General features: G+C 68.1%; 20 protein-coding genes. 12 read left to right on the forward strand and 8 right to left on the reverse strand.

The genetic code is table 11. The features are described 5' to 3' along the window. Genes HV793_RS25865 through HV793_RS25880 form a run of 4 tightly spaced genes read left to right on the forward strand, consistent with a single transcriptional unit; the run spans position 1 to position 4063 of the window. Complete coding sequence (locus tag HV793_RS25865) at positions 1–1200, forward strand: acetyl-CoA C-acyltransferase (RefSeq protein ID WP_119450035.1); 1200 nt, start codon at positions 1–3, stop codon at positions 1198–1200. Positions 1201–1217: 17 nt separating this feature from the next. Further along, positions 1218–1763 (forward strand): PaaI family thioesterase, encoded by a 546-nt coding sequence (locus HV793_RS25870; RefSeq protein ID WP_054453108.1) that lies wholly within the window; start codon positions 1218–1220, stop codon positions 1761–1763. After that, the gene (locus HV793_RS25875) at positions 1727–2317 is read left to right on the forward strand and encodes a chalcone isomerase family protein (protein WP_175181881.1); all 591 of its coding nucleotides are present in this window, start codon (positions 1727–1729) and stop codon (positions 2315–2317) included. Before HV793_RS25870 ends, HV793_RS25875 begins: the two co-directional genes overlap by 37 nt. A gap of 48 nt (positions 2318–2365) precedes the next feature. Continuing rightward, positions 2366–4063, forward strand: a complete 1698-nt coding sequence (locus tag HV793_RS25880) for an AMP-binding protein (RefSeq protein ID WP_119450037.1) — start codon at positions 2366–2368, stop codon at positions 4061–4063. A 57-nt stretch (positions 4064–4120) separates the two neighbouring features. On the opposite strand, the gene HV793_RS25885 is transcribed toward HV793_RS25880, so the two are convergent. Together HV793_RS25885 and HV793_RS25890 are read right to left on the reverse strand one after the other, a co-directional pair. After that, positions 4121–5689 (reverse strand): sulfatase-like hydrolase/transferase, encoded by a 1569-nt coding sequence (locus HV793_RS25885; protein WP_175214141.1) that lies wholly within the window; start codon positions 5687–5689, stop codon positions 4121–4123. 10 nt (positions 5690–5699) lie between these two features. Then, positions 5700–6674: a Bug family tripartite tricarboxylate transporter substrate binding protein gene (locus tag HV793_RS25890; protein WP_175214142.1), complete on the reverse strand. Its 975-nt coding sequence runs from the start codon at positions 6672–6674 to the stop codon at positions 5700–5702. A 166-nt stretch (positions 6675–6840) separates the two neighbouring features. On the opposite strand from HV793_RS25890, the gene HV793_RS25895 reads away from it, so the two are divergent. From HV793_RS25895 to HV793_RS25920, 6 genes are all read left to right on the forward strand, one after another. Continuing rightward, on the forward strand, positions 6841–7365 hold the full coding sequence (locus tag HV793_RS25895; RefSeq protein WP_054453118.1) for a MarR family winged helix-turn-helix transcriptional regulator: 525 nt from the start codon (positions 6841–6843) through the stop codon (positions 7363–7365). A 321-nt stretch (positions 7366–7686) separates the two neighbouring features. Further along, on the forward strand, positions 7687–9732 hold the full coding sequence (locus tag HV793_RS25900; RefSeq protein ID WP_244958705.1) for a TonB-dependent siderophore receptor: 2046 nt from the start codon (positions 7687–7689) through the stop codon (positions 9730–9732). A gap of 147 nt (positions 9733–9879) precedes the next feature. Next, positions 9880–10905 carry a 2-keto-3-deoxygluconate permease gene (locus HV793_RS25905; protein ID WP_082400881.1) on the forward strand — a complete coding sequence of 342 codons (1026 nt, stop codon included), beginning with the start codon at positions 9880–9882 and terminating at the stop codon, positions 10903–10905. Then, positions 10902–12119, forward strand: coding sequence for a D-threonate kinase (dtnK, locus tag HV793_RS25910; RefSeq protein WP_119450041.1), 1218 nt, complete (start codon positions 10902–10904; stop codon positions 12117–12119). Before HV793_RS25905 ends, dtnK begins: the two co-directional genes overlap by 4 nt. Next, positions 12116–13168 carry a 4-hydroxythreonine-4-phosphate dehydrogenase PdxA gene (pdxA, locus tag HV793_RS25915; protein WP_175214144.1) on the forward strand — a complete coding sequence of 351 codons (1053 nt, stop codon included), beginning with the start codon at positions 12116–12118 and terminating at the stop codon, positions 13166–13168. The genes dtnK and pdxA overlap by 4 nt, the downstream gene beginning before the upstream one ends. 5 nt (positions 13169–13173) lie before the next feature. Further along, positions 13174–14064 (forward strand): GntR family transcriptional regulator, encoded by an 891-nt coding sequence (locus HV793_RS25920; protein WP_175214145.1) that lies wholly within the window; start codon positions 13174–13176, stop codon positions 14062–14064. A gap of 85 nt (positions 14065–14149) precedes the next feature. On the opposite strand, the gene HV793_RS25925 is transcribed toward HV793_RS25920, so the two are convergent. Further along, positions 14150–14818 (reverse strand): FadR/GntR family transcriptional regulator, encoded by a 669-nt coding sequence (locus tag HV793_RS25925; protein WP_175214146.1) that lies wholly within the window; start codon positions 14816–14818, stop codon positions 14150–14152. Positions 14819–15006: 188 nt separating this feature from the next. Here HV793_RS25925 and HV793_RS25930 point away from each other — a divergent pair, with 188 nt between their 5' ends. Both HV793_RS25930 and HV793_RS25935 read left to right on the forward strand, forming a co-directional pair. Then, positions 15007–15876 carry a fumarylacetoacetate hydrolase family protein gene (locus HV793_RS25930; RefSeq protein ID WP_054453133.1) on the forward strand — a complete coding sequence of 290 codons (870 nt, stop codon included), beginning with the start codon at positions 15007–15009 and terminating at the stop codon, positions 15874–15876. Positions 15877–15935: 59 nt separating this feature from the next. After that, positions 15936–16907 (forward strand): tripartite tricarboxylate transporter substrate binding protein, encoded by a 972-nt coding sequence (locus HV793_RS25935; protein WP_175214147.1) that lies wholly within the window; start codon positions 15936–15938, stop codon positions 16905–16907. 31 nt (positions 16908–16938) lie between these two features. Here HV793_RS25935 and HV793_RS25940 read toward each other — a convergent pair whose 3' ends face one another. The 5 genes from HV793_RS25940 to HV793_RS25960 are packed head-to-tail and all read right to left on the reverse strand — an operon-like array spanning position 16939 to position 21925. Continuing rightward, positions 16939–18435, reverse strand: coding sequence for a class I adenylate-forming enzyme family protein (locus HV793_RS25940; RefSeq protein WP_054453137.1), 1497 nt, complete (start codon positions 18433–18435; stop codon positions 16939–16941). 9 nt (positions 18436–18444) lie between these two features. After that, positions 18445–19179, reverse strand: coding sequence for a CoA-transferase subunit beta (locus HV793_RS25945; protein WP_054453138.1), 735 nt, complete (start codon positions 19177–19179; stop codon positions 18445–18447). Continuing rightward, positions 19172–20005 (reverse strand): CoA transferase subunit A, encoded by an 834-nt coding sequence (locus HV793_RS25950; RefSeq protein WP_054453140.1) that lies wholly within the window; start codon positions 20003–20005, stop codon positions 19172–19174. The genes HV793_RS25945 and HV793_RS25950 overlap by 8 nt, the downstream gene beginning before the upstream one ends. A 31-nt stretch (positions 20006–20036) precedes the next feature. Then, positions 20037–20759, reverse strand: coding sequence for an enoyl-CoA hydratase/isomerase family protein (locus HV793_RS25955; protein WP_175214148.1), 723 nt, complete (start codon positions 20757–20759; stop codon positions 20037–20039). Beyond that, entirely contained in the window at positions 20756–21925 is a 1170-nt protein-coding gene (locus HV793_RS25960) for a CaiB/BaiF CoA transferase family protein (RefSeq protein ID WP_175164074.1), read from the reverse strand. The genes HV793_RS25955 and HV793_RS25960 overlap by 4 nt, the downstream gene beginning before the upstream one ends. Positions 21926–21945: the final 20 nt, after the last annotated feature.

Genomic DNA, 21945 nt, shown 5'->3' on the forward strand with positions numbered 1-21945 from the left:
ATGAGCAAGCAGATTCAAGACGCCTACATCGTCGCCGCCACGCGCCTGCCGGTGGGCAAGCGCAACGGCGCCTACATCACCACCCGTCCCGACGACATGCTGGCCGCCGCGCTCAATGGCGCGCTGGCGCAGGTCCCGGGCCTGGATGCCGCGCGCATCGATGACGTCATTGCCGGCTGCGCCATGCCGGAAGCCGAACAAGGCATGAACGTGGCCCGCATCGGCCTGTTGCTCGCCGGCCTGCCGCAAAGCGTGGCCGGCGTCACCGTGAACCGCTTCTGCGCATCAGGCCTGCAGGCGGTGGCCGATGCCGCGGCGCGCATCCGCACCGGCGAGGCCGACATCATGATCGGCGCAGGCACCGAATCCATGAGCGCCATGCCGCAGATCATGGGCAACAAGGTGTCGATGAACCCCGCCATCTTCGAACACCAGGAAAACATCGGCATGGCCTTCGGCATGGGCCTGACCGGCGAGAAGGTCGCCGAACGCTGGAAGGTCTCGCGCGAGGACCAGGACGCCTTCGCCCTGGCCTCGCACCAGAAGGCCTGCGCGGCCATCACCGCCGGCCACTTCCGCGCCGAGATCACGCCTTATGAAACGGTGTCGCGCCAGCCCGGCGACGCCAGCGGCACGGTGCGCGTCGCGCGCCGCCTGGTCGAGACGGACGAAGGTCCCCGCCCGGACAGCAGCGCCGAGGCGCTGGCCCGCTTGAAGCCGGTGTTCGCCGCGCGCGGCAGCGTCACCGCCGGCAACAGCTCGCAGATGTCCGACGGCGCCGCCGCCGTGATCCTGGTGTCCGACCGCATCCTGCGCGAATTCAATCTGAGCCCGCTGGCGCGCTTTGCCGGCTTCGCCGTGGCCGGCGTACCGCCCGAAGTCATGGGCATCGGCCCGGTCGCCGCGATCCCCAAGGTGCTGCAACGCGCCGGCATCGGCCAGGACGCGCTGGACTGGATCGAACTGAACGAGGCCTTCGCCGCCCAATCGCTGGCGGTGATCCGCGAGCTGAAGCTGGATCCGGCCAAGGTGAATCCGCTGGGCGGGGCAATCGCGCTAGGCCACCCGTTGGGCGCCACGGGCGCGATCCGAACGGCCACCCTGACCCACGGCCTGCGTCGCACCGGCGGCAAGTACGGCCTGGTGACCATGTGCATCGGCACCGGCATGGGCGCGGCCGGCCTGTTCGAGGCGATGTAGGCGGAGCGGCGCGGAACATGAAGCCCTATTGGTTCAAGAACCTGTCGCCGACCTGGCGGGCGCGCCTGATGCGGGTGGGCTTCAACCTGCATCCCGCGTTCCGCGCCACCGGCGGCAAAGTGGTGCATGTATCCGCGGATTTCCATCACATCCGCATCAAGCTGCCGCTGCTGCGGCGTACCCGCAATATCGTCGGCTCGATGTACGGCGGTTCGCTGTTCGCGGTGACCGACGGCGCCCACCCCACGATGCTGATGTCCGCGCTGGGCGCGGACCACATCGTGTGGGACAAGGCGGCCACCATACGCTTCCGCAAGCCGGCGTACGCCACGCTGTATGTGGACTTCCGGCTCCCGCCCGACGAAATCGCGGAAATCCGCGCAATCCTCGCGCGCGACCATGAAACCACCCGGACCTATACGGTGGAACTCAAGGACCGCGACGGCGTGGTCTACGCCGTCGTGGAACGCACGATCTATATCGCAGACAAGAAGTTCTACAAGCAGAAGAACACTGGAGGAGAATCATGCGTCGCATCCCCGGAGGGCGAATCGCCGCCCTGAGCCTCATGCTTGCCGCCTGCCTGGCCGGCGCCCCCGCACAGGCCGCCGACGTCGAAGTCGCCGGCCTGCGCGTTCCGGACAGCCTGTCGGAAGGCGGCCGCGCGCTGGTGCTGAACGGCGCCGGCGTGCGCACCAAGTTCGTCGTCAAGGTCTACGTGGCGGCGCTGTACGCCACCGCGAAAAGCGGCGATGCGGCTGCGCTGGTCAACAGCGACGAGCCGCGCCGCATGCGCCTCTTGCTGCTGCGCGACGTCGACAGCAAAAGCCTGGACGAAGCCCTGCAGGACGGATTGCGCGACAATACATCAGCGCAAGAGCTGGCCGAGCTGAAGGCGCCGGCCGCCCGCCTGTCCGCCCTGATGGCGGAAATCGGCGCGGTGCGCGAAGGCGACGTGGTCGACCTGGATTTCGACGCCCGCGGCGTCGCGGTCACCGATAACGGCAAGCCGCAAGGCCGCATCGACAGCCCCGCGTTCGCGCGCGCCCTGCTGAGGGTCTGGCTGGGCGACAAACCCGCGCAAGCCTCCCTGAAAAAAGCCCTGCTGGGCGGCTAGGGCCCAAAGGCTCTCTTGCTGTACAGGCCACACACGGAAATCCGGCATATGGAACGAATCTGGCAGAAAAGCTACCCCGCGGGCGTGCCTGCGGACATCGAAATGGACGGCGTGACGACGCTGGTGTCGGTCGTGCGCGAAAGTTGCCGGCGCTACGCCGACAAGACCTCGTACATCAGCATGGGCAAGTCCCTCAGCTACGCCGAGCTCGACCGGCTGACGCGCGACTTCGCGGCCTGGCTGCACGCCAACGGCCTGGGCCGCGGCGACCGCGTCGCGCTCATGATGCCCAACCTGCTGCAATACCCCGTATGCCTGTTCGGCGCCTTGCGCGCCGGCTGCGTGGTGGTCAACTGCAACCCGCTCTATACCCCGCATGAGCTGCAGCACCAATTGGCCGATTCGGGCGCCCGCGTCATCGTGGTCGCCGACAACTTTGCCGCTACCGTGCAGAAGGCCCTGGACGGCACCGCGATAGAACGCGTGGTGGTGACGTCCATCGGCGAGCTGCTGGGACCGCTCAAGGGACGCCTGGTGGACTTCGTGGTCCGCCGCGTCAAGCGCATGGTGCCCGCGTGGTCGCTGCCCGGCGCCATCCGGCTGGGCGATGCGCTGCGCGCCGGCGCCGCCGCGCCCTTCACGGAAGTGGAACTGGACCAGCGCGACCTGGCCTGCCTGCAATACACCGGCGGCACCACCGGCGTGGCCAAGGCGGCCATGCTCACCCACGGCAATCTGGTGGCCAATCTGAGCCAGGCCTATGCCTGGGTCCGGCCGCTGGTGACCGAAGGCGAGGAGTGCATCGTGACCGCCTTGCCGCTGTATCACATCTTCGCGCTGACCGCGAACTGCCTGACCTTCATGAAGATGGGCGCCAGCAACTTGCTCATCATCAACCCGCGCGACATTCCCGGGCTGGTCAAGGAAATGCGCAAGGTGCCGTTCTCGGCCTTCACGGGCGTGAACACGCTGTTCAACGCCCTGCTCAACAACCCGGATTTCGCGCGCCTGGATTTCTCGCGGCTGCGCCTGACGATGGGCGGCGGCATGGCGGTGCAGCGCTCGGTGGCCGACCGCTGGCGCGCCGTCACCGGCCGCTCGCTGGCGCAGGCCTATGGCCTGACCGAGACCTCGCCCGCGGTCACGATCAATCCGCTGGACGTGCAGGAGTTCACCGGTTCCATCGGCCTGCCCGTGCCATCCACCGACATTTCCATCCGCGACGATGCGGGCCAAGAACTGGGCGTGGGCGAGACCGGCGAAATCTGCGTGCGCGGTCCCCAGGTCACACAGGGCTACTGGCAACGGCCCGACGAAACCGCGCTGGTCCTGTATGCCGACGGGTTCCTGCGTACCGGCGACGTGGGTTACGTGGACGAAAAGGGCTATGTGTTCCTGGTGGACCGCAAGAAGGACATGATCCTGGTGTCCGGCTTCAACGTCTATCCCAACGAGGTCGAGGACGTGGCCGCGCTGCATCCCGGCGTGCGCGAAGTGGCGGCGGTGGGCGTGCCCGACGAGCGCTCAGGCGAGGCCGTGAAGCTGTATGTGATCCGCAAGGATCCGGCGTTGGACGCCGAGACCCTGATCGCGCATTGCCGCAAGCAGCTGACGGGCTACAAGGTGCCCCGCTACATCGAGTTCCGCGATGACCTGCCCCGCACCAACGTCGGCAAGATCCTGCGCCGCGAACTGAAACCGGCGGCGCAGGAAGCCGTACAGGCGCAAGTCCGGCAGCCGGGTTAGGCCTGGACAGCCACCGGCTCGCGCCGACCGCGGGCCGGCGGCGGGGGCCAGCCCGGCCTACCACTGCCCGAAAAACACTCCGGCCCGCTTGTGGGCGTTGGTCGCCTTTTCCACGGCCTCGTCGCTGATGGTGGTACGGCGCTTGCCGCGCAGCATCCATTCCAGCAGCTGCTGGCGCAGCTCCAGGCGCGTTTGCGCATGCGCGCTGCTCGCTCCCAGGTCCTGGAACTCGTCCGGATCGGCATGCAGGTCGAAAAGTTGTTCACGCTCGTCCAGCCAGTACACGTAGCGCCAGCGGTCCGTGCGCACCGACCAGGCGCGGGCGTTCTGCGGCGTCTTGCCGCACAACAGGCGGGCCTGGCGGAAGCTGTAGTCCAGCTCCGAATACACGCAATCGCGCCAAGGAGTCGCGCCATCGCGGCCGTGCAGCAAGGTCTGCAATTCGCGGCCTTCCAGCCGATGGCCGGGTCCGGGCTTGCCCAGCGCGCGCAGCACCGTGGGCACCAGGTCCACGCTTTCCACCATGTCGTCCAACGCGCGGCCGCGCGTGGCGTCGGCCGCAGCCGAGGGGTCCATGACAATGAAGGGCACGCGCTGCACGGTGTCGTAGAACAACTCCTTTTCGCCCAGCCAATGGTCGCCGAGAAAATCGCCATGGTCCGCGGTGAACACGATGAGCGTGTTCTTCATCAGGCCCGCGCCTTCCATGTAGTCGAACAGCCGGCCCAGATGGTCGTCCAGCTGCCGGATCAGGCCCTGGTAGGCGGGACGCACCACGCGCACGCATTCGTCGGTCGAAAAGCTGACGCTCTCTTCCTGCTGCCGGTAGGCCGCGACCACCGGATGCGCGTTCTCCAGTTCTTCATGGTTGCGCCGCACTGGCAGGCATTGGTCCGGGGTGTAGCGCTTGTGGTAGGGATCCGGCGCCATGTAGGGCCAATGCGGTTTCACGTAGCTCAGGTGCAGCACCCAGGGCTGGCTGCCGCGCCGTTTCATGAAGTCCAGCGCCTGGTCCGTCATGTAGGCGGTCTCGGAATGCGGCTCGGCCACGCGCGCCGGCAGGTGCGCATTGCGCATGTTCCACCCGCTGACCACCTGTCCCGCGGCGTCGACCGCGGCGATCACGTAGTCGGTCCAGGGGTCCGCGCTGTCGTAGCCGTGGCGCCGCAGAAAGGCGGGATAGCCGCTTTCGTCGCCCGGCGTGTGGTGGCCGTCGTAGCGGTCCAGTTCGGTGAAGCCGCCGCGGCCAAGCAGCGCGCCCAGCTCCGAGGAACCATCGATCGACAGCCGCTCCATGCCGGCCTTGTCGGGGATGATGTGAGTCTTGCCGGCCAGAGCCAGTTCGCGGCCCTGCCCCGCCAGGTATTCGCCCAGCGTGATCTCGTTGACCGACAACGGCACGCGGTTCCAGGTGGCGCCGTGGCGCGAGGGATAGCGGCCGGTGTAATAGCTCATGCGCGAAGGCCCGCACACGCCCGAGTTCACGAAGGCGCGGTCAAAGCGCACCCCGCGCGCGGCCAGCGCATCCAGGCTGGGCGTCTGCAGATAAGGATGGCCATAACAGCTCAGGTGGTCGGCCCGCAGCTGGTCGGCCATGATGAACAGCACGTTCTGCACATCGCTCATCGTCGTCCTCCTATTGCGTGGCCGTGAAGCCGGATGCACGCACCACGGGCTCCCACTGCTCGCGGTACGCAGTCAAGGCGTCGGCTGTGCCGCGCGCATCCAGCGATACCGGCTCCAGGTAGGCTGCGCGCACGGCCTCCTGCATGGCGGGCTCGCGCAACACCGCCGCGATGTCCGCGCCCAGCCTGTCGGCCTTGGCCTGCGGCATCGCTGCCGGTGCGAAGAAGGCGTTCCAGCCGTTTGCCGCAAGGTTCACCCCGCTTTCCTTGAAGGTGGGCACGTCCTTGAGTTCGGCATCGCGCGCCTCGCCGGACACGGCGAGGATGCGGATCTTGCCGGCGCGGTGCTGCGGCAGCAAGGTGTCCAGCGTATCGATGCCCTGCGGCAGGATGCCGCCTATCAATTCGGAAATCAGCGGCGCCGATCCGCGGTATCCGACCACTTCCGGCTCCTGGCCCAGTTCACGTCCCAGCATCAGCGCAAAGAAGTGCGGCAGGCTGCCGGTGGCCGGCACGCCGACGGCGAACTGCTTGGGGTTCGCCTTCAGCCACTGCCGCAGGCCAGCCAGGTCCTGGATCGGCGAATTCGCCGCCACCGCCATCGCAAATTTGTAGCTGCTGACCAGCGACACGGGCTTGAAGTCACGCTGCGCGTCATAGCCCGGTTGGGCATAGACCAGCGGCGCCACCACCATCACGGCCGGGTTCGCGAGCATCAGCACGTTCTGGCCGGCCGGCGCCGTGTGCAGGGCCTGCGCCGCGATGCGGCCGCCCGCCCCCGTCTTGTTCTCGACCACCACGGGCACGCCTACCCGATCCTTGAGCCGGTCCGCGACCAGCCGCGCAATGCGGTCCGAACTGCCGCCTGGCGGATAACCCACCACCACCGTCAGCGTCCCGTCCAGCGGGGCCTGCTGCGCGCCGGCCAACGGTGCGCCCCCCGCAAGTATTGCCGCCGCGGCAGCGCCCGATATCCATTTACGCATGGTCAACTCCTGGAGACAGCGGCCCGCTGTCGATTATGGTTGTCACTGCCTGGCCGATACTCAAATAGGAAAATTGACTTTAGCAACGCCCGTATTTGTTGATCTAATCCAGGACTTCCCATAACGATATGCAGCGCGAACTGCAACACCACCAGGAGGAGACGCCATGCCGACCGATTCCGCGTCCGGGCAGCGCCAGCTTTCGGACATGCTGATGTACCGGCTATACCAGGCATGGTCGCAATCGAATCCCGTATTCCTGCGCCTGTGCGAAGGACGCTTCGGCATCACGCGGCGCGAATGGCGGGTGCTGGCCTGTGCCGTCGAGGGCGGCATCATGAGTTCGGCTGAACTGGCGGCCGCTGCAAAACTGGATCTGGCGCGCACCTCGCGCACCCTGGGCGCGCTATGCGAAAAAGGCTGGCTGCGCCGCCTGCACGACAGCGCCGACCGCCGCGTGGTGCGTGTGGAAGCCACGGCCGAAGGCAGCACCCTGTACGACGCCTTGCTGCCCGAAGTCTCGCACCTGAACGACCTGCTGGTGCAGGACCTGAGCGCCGACGAGGTCGCCTTGCTGCGCGACCTTCTGGGCCGCATCGAACAGCGCGGCCGCCGCATGGCCGAGGGCAATATCGTCTCGGAAAAAGCCAGCCGGCGCGACGGCGGCACCCGCCGGCCGCGCCACGCCTGAGCCGTTCTGTCGCGCCTCGCCAACAGGCGAGCGGCTCCCTCGCGCCTTTCCCAGACCTCGCCAAGCTACTGATAGGACGGCGTTTTTCGTCGTCCACCTTACCGCCCGGCAAGCTTTGCACGGCTTTTTTACATCTGCGGACCGCGGATTTTCTGACATCCTTGATCTATTAAATTAATAATAGTTATCGTTGTCATTTGCATCCAAAATCGGCCGAACTCAGGCCGAAGGGGAAATCCGTTGAAACGCCACCCTGATCCCGCCGCCCGGCGCGCGCGGCCGCTGGTCCTGTTGCCTGCTGCCGCCGCGCTTGCCGCCTGCATGGGCGCCGCAGCGCAGGCCCAGCCCGCCGCATCCGGCGAACCCGCCACCATCCTGCCCGCCGTGCAGGTCACCGGCACCGGCGAAACCGCGACCAGTCCGGTAGAAGGCTACGTCGCCACGCGCAGCGCCACCGCGACCAAGACCGACACGCCCTTGTCCGAAACGCCGCAGGCCATCACCGTGATCCCGCGTGAACAGATCGTGGACCAGGGCGCGCAGAACATACAGGACACCATGAACTACGCGGCCGGCGTGCGCCCCAACGCGTATGGCGTGGACAACCGCGCCGACTACGTGCGCGTCCGCGGCGTGGAGCCGGTGCAGTACCTGGACGGCCTGCGCCAGTACTTCAGCTTCAACAACCCGCGCACCGAGGTCTATGCGATGGAGCGCGTGGAAGTGCTGCGCGGCCCCGCCTCGATGCTGTACGGACAGGGCAGCACGGGCGGCATCGTCAACCTGGTCAGCAAGCGCCCTCTGGAGGAAACGCAGCGCGAGATCGGCGTGGTGCTGGGCAACCACAACCGCCGCGAAATCCAGGCCGACCTAACGGGTCCGGCCAGCGAGGATGGCCAATGGCTGTACCGCGTGATCGCCGTGGGACGCGACAGCGATACCCAGGTCCGATACGCGCCGGACGACCGCCTGATGCTGGCGCCGTCCCTGACCTGGCGCCCCAGCGCAGCCACTTCGCTGACGCTGCAGGCCACCTGGCAGAAGGATCGCGCGGGCACCACGCAATCCTTCCTGCCTTGGAGCGGCTCGGTGCAGGAAAATCCCAACGGCCGCATCCCGACCCGGCGTTTCGCCAGCGAACCGGGCTTCGACGCCTACGACACTGAGCAGTTCAGCGTCGGCTGGCTGTTCGAGCATCAGTTCAACGACACCTGGAAAGTGCGGCAGAACTTCCGCAATACGGTCAGCAGCGTCGACTACAAGACGCTCTATCCCAACGTCTACGGCGCGCGCCGCGGCGATTCCTACATCGATCCGGAACAAACCACCGTCGACCGCATTTTCTATGTCAACAAGCCGCGCATGCGCACGTTGCTGGCGGACCAGAACGTGGAAGGCAAGCTGAATTGGGGCCGCACGGAGCACACGGTGATCTTCGGCATGGATTATTCGCGCTACCGCGAGACCAGCCAGACGGCCAGCGGCGCGGGCTCGCCGCTGAACCTGTACCACCCCGTGTACGGCAACGTGCCCGAGTACGAACTGTCGGACAACCCCAAGATCAATCAGCAGCAGATCGGCTTCTACGCGCAGGACCAGATCAAATTCGACAAGAACTGGATTTTCCTGGCCGGCATCCGCCGCGACCGCGCCGACAGCACCACCGAAGGCCAGGACCGGGAAACCGACATGGCCACCACCAAGCGTTTCGGCCTCATGTATGCCGCTGACAACGGCTGGTCGCCCTACCTCAGCTACAGCGAATCGTTCACGCCCATCGCCGGCGCCGACTTCTACAACCAGCGCTGGAAGCCCATGCGCGGCAAACAGGTGGAGGCTGGCATCAAGTACATGCCGAAGGACGCCGACATCGAATTCACCGCGGCCGCCTATGACCTGCGCGAGAAGAATCGCCAGACCAACGACCCGGACAATCCCAACAACCAGATCCAGGCCGGCAAGACCCGTACCCGCGGCGTGGAGCTGGAACTGCGCGGCCGCGTCACCAAGGAACTGGACGTGATCGCCAACTATATCTACACCGACCTGGACCCGCAGCTTGAGGCCCAGCCCAAGCACATCGCCTCCATGTGGGGCAAGTACCGCTTCGCGCTGGCCGGCCAGCCCGGCTTCGCGGTGGGCGCGGGCGTGCGCTACCTGTCGGCGTTCCGCGACGGTGGTGCCCCGGAAACCCCGGCGGTCACGCTGTTCGACGCCATGCTCAGCTACGACAATGGTCCCTGGCGCTATGCGCTGAACGTGAACAACATCGCGGACCGCACTTATGAGGTGGTCTGCCTGGATCGCGGCGACTGCTTCTACGGCGCGCGCCGCACCGTCATGCTGAGCGGCGCCTACCGCTTCTAAAATCGGAACTGCCTCCGGGCCTGGGAACCTGTACGTACATGCTGTACGTACAGGTGTACACTACGGTTTTTCATCCCTGTTCAACCGTCTGACAGACGCGCGCTCGAACGTCTGCAACCCAGAAAAACCGTCCTGGAGACTCCGATAGTGTCGACCGAAACTTCCCGCTCGCCCTTTTTTGGCACGATGCAGAAAATCCCCGGTGGATTGATGCTGGTGCCGCTGATCCTGGGTTCCCTGATCGGCACCTTCGCTCCCGACGCCCTGGCGATCGGCGGGTTCACCACGGCACTGTTCAAGAACAGCGCCCTGCCCCTGATCGCGCTGCTGATCTTCGCCACCGGCACCCAGGTCAATGCGCGCACCGGCGGCCCCATCCTGGCCACCGCCGGCACCATCCTGCTGATGAAGACGCTGGTGCCCGCCACCCTCATCATCATCCTGGGCAGCTACGTCGGCCTGGACGGCGTGCTGGGCGTCTCCATCCTGGCGCTGCTGGCCGCCTTCGACAACAGCAACGGCGGCTTGTGGCTGGCCTATACCGGCCAGTACGGAGATGCCCGCGACCGCGGCGCCTATGTGGCCAGCGCGGTCAACGACGGCCCCTTCTTCAGCCTGCTGTTCCTGGGCGCCTCGGGCCTGGCCGACATCCCCATGATCGCCCTGGTGGCGGCGCTGGTGCCGTTCCTGCTGGGCGTGGTGGTCGGCAACCTGGACCCCAAGTGGCGCGACGTGCTCAAGCCCGTGCCCAACATCGTCATCCCGTTCTTCGCCTTCGCGCTGGGCACCGGCATCAACCTGGGCGCCGTGGTTTCCGGCGGCGTCAGCGGCCTGATCCTGGGCCTGATCATCAGCCCCATCACCGGCGGCCTGGTCTACCTGGGCTATCGCTACATCCTGCGCCGCGGCGGCAAGAGCGGCCTGGGCTTCGCAGCCGGCACCACCGCCGGCAACGCCATCGCGACCCCGGCCGTGGTGGCGGCCGCAGACCCCAACTTCCAGCAGTACGTGTCGACCGCCACCGCGCAGGTCGCCGCCTGCGTGCTGATCAGCTCGATCCTGGCGCCGATGCTGGCCTCGTACTTCCTCAAGCGCGCCGGCGAACTCAAATCCGAGGACGCCGACCCCACGGTCGCGCCCGCCCTGCGTGAAGCGCGCGGAGAGGCGCTTTGAATCCCGCCATCGCCATCGTCGCCGATGACCTGACCGGGTCCGGCGACACGGCGGTGCAGTTCGTGCGCGCCGGCTGGAACACCCATCTGTCCATCGGCGGCGCCGACGAGGCGCTGTCCGGTCCAGGCGCCGCCGGCGTGGAAGTGCTGGCGGTCACCACCAACAGCCGCCCCCTGTCGACCGCCGACGCGGCCGAAGTCGTCTGGCACAACGTGCGCCGCCTGCGCGCGGCCGGCGTCACACGCCTGTACAAGAAGGTGGATTCCACCTTGCGTGGCGCCTTCAAGGCCGAGATCGATGCGGCTCGCGAGGCCTGGGGTCCGGACACCATTGCGGTGATATGCCCGGCTTTCCCGGCCACCGGCCGCACCGTCGAACAAGGCGTGCTCTACGTCAATGGCAAGCCGGTCACCGAGACCTCGGCGGCCACCGATCCGGTCACCCCCGTGACCGAAAGCCATATCCCCACCCTGCTGGGCTGCGCCCATGTGGCGGCGCAGGCAGGCGACACGCCGCAAACGCTGGCGGCGCGCATCCGCGCGGCCGGCAACACCGTGGTGGTTGACGCCGCCACCGAAGCCGACCTGGAACGCCTGGCGCGCGCCATCGGCTTGCTGGGCGTGCACGCCCTGCCCGTGGGCGCGGGCGGCCTTGCCGTACCGCTGGCCCGCGTTTGGGCCGGCGCCGACCAGACCGCGCCGGTCGTGGTGGTGGTGACCTCGCAGCACAGCGCGGCACGCGCGCAAGCCGCGGCTCTGCAAGCCTCGGGCGCCGACACCTGGACGCCCTCGCTGGCCCAATTGGCCGACGACGCAGCATGGCAGGCCTGGAGCCAGCCGCTGCTGCAGGCGCATGCCCAGTCGCCCGCGCAAGCCGGCACGGTGCTGCTGCTGGCGCCCGAAGGCCAGTTGGACGGCCTGGATTCCGAGACCGTCGCCGAACGCCTGGGCGGCCTGGCCGCACAATTGATCGCCAGCGCGAACGCGGCCGGCGTGGTCGCCACCGGCGGCGACGGCGCGCGCAGCGTGCTGGTGGCGCTGGGCGCCCGCGGCATCGCGCTGGTGGATGAAGTGATGGGCGGCGTGCCTTTGGGCACGCTGACCGGAGGCACGGCCGCCGGCCTGCCCGTGGTGACCAAGGCCGGCGGCTTTGGCACCGAAGATGTACTGGTTCGCGCGGTGCGCGCGATCCGCGACAGGAGATTCAAGCGATGACACAACCCCAACCGGGCAAACTGCCCCTGCTGGCCGTAACCCTGGGCGACGTGGCGGGCATCGGGCCGGAAATCACGGCCAAGATGCTGATGGGCCATGACGAACTGCGCCAGAAGGCCCGCCTGCTCGTGGTCGGCGACGTCGACGTGATGTCCAACGCCGTGCGCGGCCTGGGCGGCGACCCCGCCATCGTGCGCAAGCTGGACCGCGCGGCCGACTGCGCCAACACGCCCGGCACGATCGAAGTGCTGCAGGCCGGCCCGTCGCTGGCCCATGTAAAGCTGGGCGAGATCAGCGCGGACGCGGGCGACGGCTCGGTGCGCTTTGTCACTACGGCCTGCGCCCTGGCGCGCGCCGGCGAGGTCGACGGCATCGTCACCGCCCCGCTGAACAAGGCCGCCATGCACGCCGCCGGCCACAAGTGGCCCGGCCACACCGAACTGCTGGCGCACGAGTTCGGCGTCAAGACCTTCTCGCTGGTGCTGTCAGCCGGCGACCTCTACATTTTCCATGCCACCACTCACGTGTCGCTGCGCCAGGCCATCGAAGACCTGACCCCGGCGCGCATGCGCGCAGTGCTGCGCCTGGCCGGCTCGTTCGCCAAGGCGCTGGGCCGCGGCGACCAGCCGGTGGCAGTCTCGGGCCTGAATCCGCATGCCGGCGAAAACGGCATCTTCGGCACCGAAGACGCCGACATCCTGGCGCCCGCGGTGGCCGAAGCCAATGCCGCCGGCATCCTGGCCGCAGGCCCGATTCCGGCCGACGCGCTGTTCCCGCAGGCCGTGCGCGGCAAGTGGAAGTTCGTGATCGCCTGTTACCACGACCAGGGCCACGCGCCCTTCAAGGCGGTCTACGGCGACGACGGCGTCAACATCACGGTGGGCCTGCCCGTCGTGCGCGTGTCCGTCGACCACGGCACCGCCTTCGACATTGCCGGCCGCGGCATCGCCCGCGAGGACAGCCTGATCCTGGCCGCCGAGCGCGCCGCGCATCTGGCCCCGGGCTGGACGCATGTGTGGGAAACTGCGCGGGCACAAACCGGAGGTTGATTCCCATGGCGCCCGCCACGCACGACGCATTGCCCGTACTTGATCGCTCCGGCGATATCCCGCTGCACGCCCAGGTGGCGACCCTGCTGCGCGGATACATCCGCACGAACAAGCTCGCGGCCGGCGCCGTGCTGCCCAGCGAGGCGGCGCTGTGCGAACGCTTCGGCGTGGCGCGCAGCGTGGTGCGCCAGGCGCTGGCGGCCCTGGCCACCGAAGGCCTGATCCAGCGCGAAACCGGGCGTCCCGCCAGCGTGGCCGCGCCCCAGGAACACCGCCGGCTGGTACAGCGCTCCACCGGCCTGTACGAGCAGTTCGCGCAGTCCGGCGTGGCCCTGCAGACCCGCGTGCTCGCGTTCGCGCGCGCCGAGCCGCCCGCGGACGTAGCCGCCTTCTTCGGCACCACGCAATTGCTGATGCTGGAGCGTCTGCGCCATGTGGCCGACGCGCCGCTGGCCTACGTGCGCACCTGGCTGCCCGCCGACGCGGTACCGGGCCTACGCGCCGAAGATCTCGCCGACGCGTCCCTGCATGGCGTGCTGACGCGCCGCTTCGGCCTGCGTCCAGGCGCCGGGCGCAATCAGATCCGGGCGGTTGCCGCCGACCAGACGCTGGCCGCACTGCTGGGCACGCAAGCCGGCACGCCGTTGCTGATGCTGCAAGGCCAGGGCATGGACCAGCATGGCCGCCCCCTGGAATGGTTCACCACCTGGCACCGCGCCGAACAACTGGTGTTCGACGTGGACGTCAGCATGGGTCATGAAAGCGTGCAGCCCCGGTTGCAGACGCCCGACACGCCCGCGGAGCCCTCGCCCGAGGGCCACGATCCGCTGGCGCGCGCCCAGGCCCTGGTGGCCGAGCTTTCCGCCGAACTGTCCAGGCTGCGCGCGCAACCCTGAGGCGCGCATCCCGCGCCGGCCGCTCTTGCTGCGGCCAAGACCCGGCCGCGCCGCAGTCCCCTGCGCCCTGCGGACGCTGCGACCCCTAGCCCAGCAGGTTGTCCCTCACGTGCAGCAGATGCCGCCGCACGGCCTCCATGGCCCGTTCGGCGTCCCGGTCATGCAGCGCATCGACGATCTCGCGATGCTCGACCTGATAGGCCTGGCGCCGCTCGGGCGTCAGGCTCCTGCGCTTCAAGGCGCCCCAGGTCGCCTGCGAGCGCGCCGCCGTCATCAGGGCGAACACTTTTTCGATGAAGAGATTGTGCGTGGCCGTGGCCATCAATTCGTGCAATTTGGCGTCCCAGATCTCGAACGCTTCGAAGCTGTCGGCGGCCTCGGCCCGCGCGCAGGCGTCCTGCATGGCGGCGAAATCGGCCGGGCTGCCATGCTGCACTACCAAGGCCGCAATCGCCGGTTCCAGCACCAAGCGCGCCGCCATCAGTTCGGCCGGGCTGGTGGACAGCACTTCGGTGCGCAGCAGCCCTTCGGCCTGCGCCAGGACCAAGGGCGGATTGGCGTAGGTGCCGCTACCCACGCGCTGCGAAATCAAGCCTTCGACCTTCAAGTCGGCCAGGGTGCGGCGCACCGTTGAACGGCTGATGCCGAATTGTTCGCTCAGGGCGCGTTCCGTGGGCAGGCGATGGCCGGCGGGCCAGGCGCCGGATTGCAGATTTTCAATGATGACCGCGCGCAAGGCGGAAGCTTTGTCCATGGACCGTCCCAGAATGGCTAGCGGCCAGATGATACCAAAACAGACCAATAATCGCCTAAAAAACTATTAATCCTGTTAGGAAAATTGGTTTATTTGGTATATCCTTCTCCGCAATTGGGCCTGACGATTCACTCAATTGGTACTTTTTGGTATTAAGCACGGGCGGCCGGACCGCCCAGGGAGCAAGCATGAAGATTGCAGTATTCCGGATCAACGGTGAACGCCGCATCGGCGTGGTTTCCGACGACGGCGGCAGCGTGACCGCCCTGGACTTCCCGCGCGAACTCGCAGCGGCCGGCGCGCTGACCGCCGTGGAGTGGCTGGCCGAAGGCCGCGCCCTGCCGGGCAAGATCGGCTCGTCCTACGGTTGGGACCAGGTGGAACATGAAGCGCCGCTGCCGGCGCAGCGGCGCAACCTGTTCTGCGTGGGCCGCAACTACCACGCCCACGCCAAGGAACTGCGCGACTCGGTTTTCAAGGACAACGACGCCAATCCCGAATCCTGGCCCATCGTGTTCACCAAGGTGCCGCAGACCGTGGTCGGCCCCTGGGCCGACGTGCAACTGCCCGTGGGCGTGTCCGACAAGATCGACTACGAAGCCGAACTGGCGGTGGTCATCGGCAAGGGCGGTCGCAACATTTCCCGCGCCGAGGCCATGAGCCACGTGATCGGCTACACGGTGGTCAACGACGTCACCGCGCGCGACGTCCAGATGCGCCACCAGCAATGGGATCTGGGCAAGTCCTTCGACACCTTCTGCCCCATGGGCCCCTGGCTGGTGACGGCCGATGAGCTGGACGGCCAGAAGACCCGCGTGCGCTGCTGGGTCAACGGCGAACTGCGCCAGGACGGCAATACCGAGGACCTGATCTTCGACATCCCCACGCTGATCGAAACCTGCTCGCGCGGCATCACGCTGTATCCGGGCGACGTCATCGCCACCGGCACGCCGGCCGGCGTGGGCCAGGGCCTGAACCCGCCTCGGTTCCTCAAGCACGGCGACGTGGTGCGCGTGGAAATCGACGGCATCGGACATATCGAAAACCGCTTCGTCTGAGTACAAGCCCCGGAATGAACACGGGGCGGCTCGGCAGCAGGAAGCACAAGGAGTGAGACATGAATCTGCGTTGCTACCGGGCGGCCGCGGCCGCCTTGCTATGGCTGGGAGCCGCGAATGCGCTGGCTGCCGGCTACCCTGAACGCCCCGTGACCATGGTGGTGCCCTTCCCGCCCGGCGGCGTCGCCGACACGATCGCGCGGCCGCTGGCCCAGGCCATGGGCGACAGGCTGGGCCAGGCCGTGGTCATCGAAAACAAGGGCGGCGCGGGCGGCGCCATCGGCATCGGCCAGGCCGGGCGCGCCAAGCCCGACGGCTATACGCTGCTGATGAGCCTGTCGTCGATTTCCATCCTGCCCGCAGCCGACCGCCTGCTGGAACGCAAGCCGGCCTATCAGCTGGACCAGTTCGTGCCGATTGCGCGCATCACCGCCGATCCCACCGTGCTGGTGGTGCGCGCAGACGCGCCGTACAAGACGCTGCAGGAATTCGTCGACGCGGCGAAGAAGCAGTCCGGCAAGTTCAGCTACGGCTCTTCCGGCATCTACGGCACCATGCACGTGCCGATGGAAATGCTGCAGAACGCGGCCGGCATCAAGATGATGCATGTGCCCTTCACCGGCGCCGGCCCCGCAGTGCAGGCGCTGGTAGGCGGCCAGGTCGATGCCCTGGCCACCGGGCCGTCCAGCGTCATGCAGCTGATCCAGGCGGGGCGCGTCAAGGCGCTGGCGCATTGGGGCGACGGCAAGCTCGACAGCCTGCCGGACGTACCGTCCTTCAAATCGCAGGGCTACGACATCAGCTTCGTGCAGTGGTCAGGCGTATTCGCCCTGGCCGGCACGCCGCCGGCCGTCATCGACAAGCTGCGCCAAGCCGTCAAGGACGTCGCCAGCAATCCCGAAGTCCAGGCGCGCATCGCCGGCACTGGGAGCCCCGTGCAGTACCTGGACGCGCCCGCGTTCGACGCATACTGGAAGCAGGACACGGCCTCGCTGGAGACAGCGGTCAACCGGATCGGCAAGGTCGAATAGCGTAACGGGACGCCCGAGGCGTCCCTACGCTTCATGAACGCAGGCTGGCGGGCGCGAGCTGCCGCGCCAGCGCCTTGCGGTCGACCTTGCCCACCGCGTTCTCGGGCAGGCGCTCGATCCACAACACCTCGCGCGGCACGTAGATGCGGCCCAGGCGCGCCAGCACCTCGGCCTGTATGCCGGGCGCATCCGGCGCGGCCTCGCCCGCGCGCTGCACGAAGATCACGGGCACTTCGCCCAGGTCCTCGTCGGGCGCGCCCACCACGCAGCAGGCGGCCACGCCCGGCAGACCCGTCACTACCCCCTCGATCAGCGCCGGCGATATGTTCTCGCCGCCGCGGATGATCACGTCCTTGATGCGGCCGGTGATGCTCAGGTAGCCCTGCTCGTCGAAACGCCCCAAGTCTCCAGTGCGCAACAGCTGCGGCGCGCCCGCGTCGGCGCTGTCCACGCCCACATAGCCCAGCATCAGGCTGTCGCCCGCGATGCAGATCTCGCCTTCGCCGCCCGGCGCGGCCTCGCTGCCATCCGGCAGGCGCAAGGTCACGCTCTGGCCGGCCAGCACTGTGCCCACCGACCCCACGCGGCGCGCGGCGGGCGGGTTCATGGTCGAGGTGCAGGTGGCCTCCGAGAGGCCGTAGGACACCACCAGCGGGCAGCCGAGGAAGGCTTCGATGCGCCGGTGCAGCGCTTCGGTGATGGGCGCCGAACCGCAGCGCGCGAAGCGCAACGCGGCCAGGCTTGCGGGGTCGAACTCCAGTTCCAGCATGCGCGCATACATGGTGGGCACGCCGGTGATGAGGGTGGGCCGGAACGCGCGCAGCAAGCCCGGCATGTCTTCGGCCCGGAAGCGCCCCGCCAGCGCCACGCTGGCGCCCGCCAGCAACGGCGCGAAGATCTGGTTGTTGAGCGCGTTGGTGTGATGCAGCGGCATCACGTGCAGGAGCCGGTCTGCCGGCGTCAAGCCGGTGTGCGCCAGCACCCCGCGCGCGTTGTTCGCCAGCCCGCGGTGGCTCAACAGCACGCCCTTGGGATTGCCGGTGCTACCGGAAGTGAAAAGCAGCAGGCCCGCGTCGCCGGGCTCGGCCTCGCCGCTGCCCGTCCAATCCAGCGGGCCTTGCGCCACGGCGGCGGCGTCCAGCAGGTGTTGCGGCGCCAGGCCGCTGGCCCGGGCCGTGGCCGCGTTGGCCGCGTCGTGCAGCATCCAGCCCAGACCCACCGCCGCCACGCGCCTGGCGGTCTCGGCGTCCGACAGGCGCGGCTCCAGGGGACACGGGCAGGCGCCCGCCGCCATCACGCCCAGGATCGCCAGCACCTGCGCCTGCGACCGCTCCATCGCGATCGCCACCTGGCTGCCGCGCGCCACGCCGGCGGCGCGCAAGCCGCCCGCGATGCGCCCGACCTCGCGCTGCAAGCCCGCATACGTCAAGGCGCCGTCCGCGGTCACGATGGCTGGCCGCCCGGCCCATTGCGGCTGGCTCCACAGGCGCGCGAACGCGGCCACCAGCGTGGCATCGGCGATCGTCATGGCAGTCTCCTAGCGCAGCGCGACGGCCGCGTCGCGTTCGAACTGCCCGTCGGGATCCAGCTCGCGCAAGGCGCGCGCCTCGGCTGCGCTGGGCAGCGCGGACGGCTCGGCGCCCGTCGCATCGAATTCGAACCCCGTGCGCTCGCGCACTTCAGACAGGCTGGATTCCGGGTGCCAGGACTGCAAGGCCAGCCGGCCGTCGCGCTTGACGAACACGGCGATCGGCGTGACCACGCCGTGGAAGCCGCCCCAGGAAGTCATGAAGTCCAGCTTCGGCACGAAGGTGCGCCGCGAGTGCTCGGTGCGCCAGGTGCAGGCGCGCCTGGCCGTGGGCAGCATCACCGCGCCGCCACCGCCGCCCGGCAGGCGCACCTTGGGCTCATGCCAGTCGCCGATGCAGGAGTTGTTGGCGCAGCCCGCGCCGTCGATCTGCGCCGCGCCCAGAAAGGTCAGATCCATACGGCCGCGCGTGCACAGGTCGTAGAAGTCTTCGTTGGAGAAGATCGACGCGGTGTGCTCGGCCAGCACCGGGTCGGAACTGGAGATCGGCACATGCGAGGGCCGCGGGTTCACGCCGCCGGCCACGTTGATGTAGACGAAGTCCCAATCGTAGGCGCGCTTGGCCAGCAGGCAGGCCAGCATGGGCATGGTGGAATTCACGCCGCTGAAGGTGATCTCGTCCGGCCGGATGAAACGCGCCAGATTGGTGACGATGTAGGAAAAACCCGACCATTGCTCAGCCATGCTGCACCTCCCGCGCTTCGGGCGCCGCAGCCATGTGCGCCTGCAGATCGCTGTGTTTGTCCATGTATGCCTCCACTGCCGGATAGTCGATGGCGTAGTCAGGCCAGCAGGATCCCGGCCATGCGCCCTGCGGCGCCACGGCATAGGCCTGCACCATGAAGAACGGCACCAGCGTGGATTCCGGATTGGCCTCGAACACCGCGCTGTCGACGACCTTCTCGGCCACCACCAGCACGCTGCCCGCGGCGCGCGACATGATGCGATCCCAATGCGCCGTGCCATGCACCCGCACATTGCCCAGCGCGTCCACCTCGGACGCATGGATCACGGCGAAGTCCGGCCGGATCGCCGGCACCACCCAGGTCTTCTGACCGCTGCCGTAGGGATCGTCCAGGCATTTCCAGCCATTGAGTTCGGGCAGGCCGCTGCCATGCAGGCCGCCGCAAGGCTGGAACGGCACGCCGAAGGCCGCCGCACGCAGGCCGGCCGTGAGGCTGGCGCACGCGTGTTCCTCAAGTTCGATTTCGCGCCGCTCCACCGCCTTGCGGTACCAGGGCGCCAGGCCGAAGTTCCCTTCCATGGCGACGATGCCGGCGCGCACGCGGCGCAGCGCGCCCGCGCGGCACAGGATGTCCACGTCGTAGCCTGGCGACTGCTTGACCAGTTCCAGGTCGCGCCGCCCCTGCCGGATCAGTTCGCGCACGAAGGCGAACGGTCCGCGGTGCAGGAAGCTGCCGCCCAAGGCGATCGACGCGCCGTTGGGCACCAACGCCGCCAGCTCCGCCAGCGTGCACTGCTTGTTCTTCTGATTGAAACCCGATGCCATGATGTCTCCTTCCCTGCGTGTTCTTCTTAGGTCAACGCGCCTGCAGATAAGCCGCCACCCGCTCCTTCAATCCCGGCAGGGCGGCTGAGCGCACCAGGCGGGCGAGATCGGTATCCGGCGTTTCAGAGGACAGCGCCGCATACAGCTGGACACGGCTGGCGCAGCTCAGCGCTGACGCCGCGTCCAGCGCCTCGCGTTCGACGGCATGCCAATCCTGAGCGTCGGAAAGTCGGCTGGCGAAGCCGTCGCGCAAGGCTTCTTCCGCGCTGAACGTGGCCGCCTGCTCCAGCACCGCGCGCGCCCGCTCGGCGCCGACCAGGGCCGCGTAACGGCGCGTGCCCAGCACCAGGCCGAACTTCAGCCCAGGCATGCGGAACGTGGCGTCGGGCGCGCTGACGCGCCACTTGCAAGCGCCGAACAAGTCCACGCCCGCGCCGAAGTTGCGGCCATGCGCCAACGCCAGCGTCAGGCACGGCGAAGCCGCCAGCCGCTGCAGCAGCATCTCGATGCGCACGAAGCGCAGCAGCAGGTCGCCTTCGCTCTGTTCCTGCCAACCTCCGAAGTCGAAGCCCGCGCTGAAATTCCTGCCCTCGCCCTTCAAGACGATGAGCTGGGCGCCGCCTGCCTCGGCCTCGTCCAATGCGGCGATCAGCGCCTCCACCAGCGGCGCTGACAGCGCATTCATCTTGTCGGGCCGCGCCAGCGTCAACACATGCGCCGCGCCCTGTTTGTCGATGCGCAGGACCTCGCTCATGCCGCCGTCTCCTTTCTGGCGGCGCGCAGCGCGCCCAGCACTTCATCGTTGTGTTCGCCCAAGGCCGGCGGCCGGCGGCGCAAGGCCGTGGTCTGGCCGTCAAAGCGCACCGGCAGGCCGAAGGTGCGCGTGCGCACGCCGTTGGGCAGGTCCACGGGCTGCACCCAACCCATGTGCTCGACCTGCGGATCCGCCAGCACCTCGGAATAGGTGTTGATGGGCGCACAAGGCACGCCCGCCGCACGGAAACGCGCCAGCCAGGTCTGCGCGTCCTCGGCTTCGAAGATCGCCTCGAGGATCTCGCGCAACGCCGTCTGGTTGCGCGCACGGGCGCTGGTGTCCGTAAAGCGCGGATCGGCCAGCAGGTCCTCGCGGCCTACCGTTGCGCAGACGCCCTTCCACAAGGCCTGGTTGCCCGCCGCCATGCCGAAGTAGCCGCCCTTGCAGCGGAATGCCTGATACGGCGCGTTGCGCGGATGGGCTGACCCCAGCTTGACCGGATCCTTGCCGCTGCCGAAGAACTCCGAGGTCTGCAAGGCCGCGATGCCCAAGGTGGCGCCCAGCATGGGCACGTCGATATGCGTGCCCTGCCCGCTGGCCTGGGCCGCGCGCAAGGCCGACGCGATGGCGAAGGCGCCGTACAGGCCGGCCGAAAAGTCCGCCACGGGCACGCCGCACTTCACGGGTTCGCCGCCCGCTTCGCCGGTCACGCTCATGATGCCGCTCATGGCCTGGATGGTCAGGTCGAAGCCGCCTTCCTGCGAACGGGGCCCCGACTGGCCGTAGGCCGAGATCGAGCAATAGACCAGTTTGGGATTGGCCTCGCGCAGCTGCGCATAGCCCAGGCCCAGGCGGTCCATCACGCCCGGCCGGTTGTTCTCGATCAGCACGTCGGCGGCCAGCGCCAGATCGCGCGCCAAGGCCAGGTCGCCGGGATCCTTCAGGTTCAAGGTCACCGAACGCTTGTTGCGATTGAGGGACGCGAAGTTTTCGCTGTAGCCGTCGGAAATGGGCGGCCAGCTGCGCAGCGTGTCGCCGCCTTCGGGGTTTTCGATCTTGATCACGTCGGCGCCCATGTCCGCCAACAACATGCCGCAAAAAGGCCCCGCCGCGACATTGCAAATCTCCAGCACCGTGATGCCGGCCAGCGCCGAACTGGGTGTCATGTCTGACCTCTCGTTATGAA

Source organism: Achromobacter aegrifaciens, from assembly GCF_902859965.1.
In the GTDB taxonomy this organism is placed as follows: domain Bacteria; phylum Pseudomonadota; class Gammaproteobacteria; order Burkholderiales; family Burkholderiaceae_B; genus Achromobacter; species Achromobacter aegrifaciens.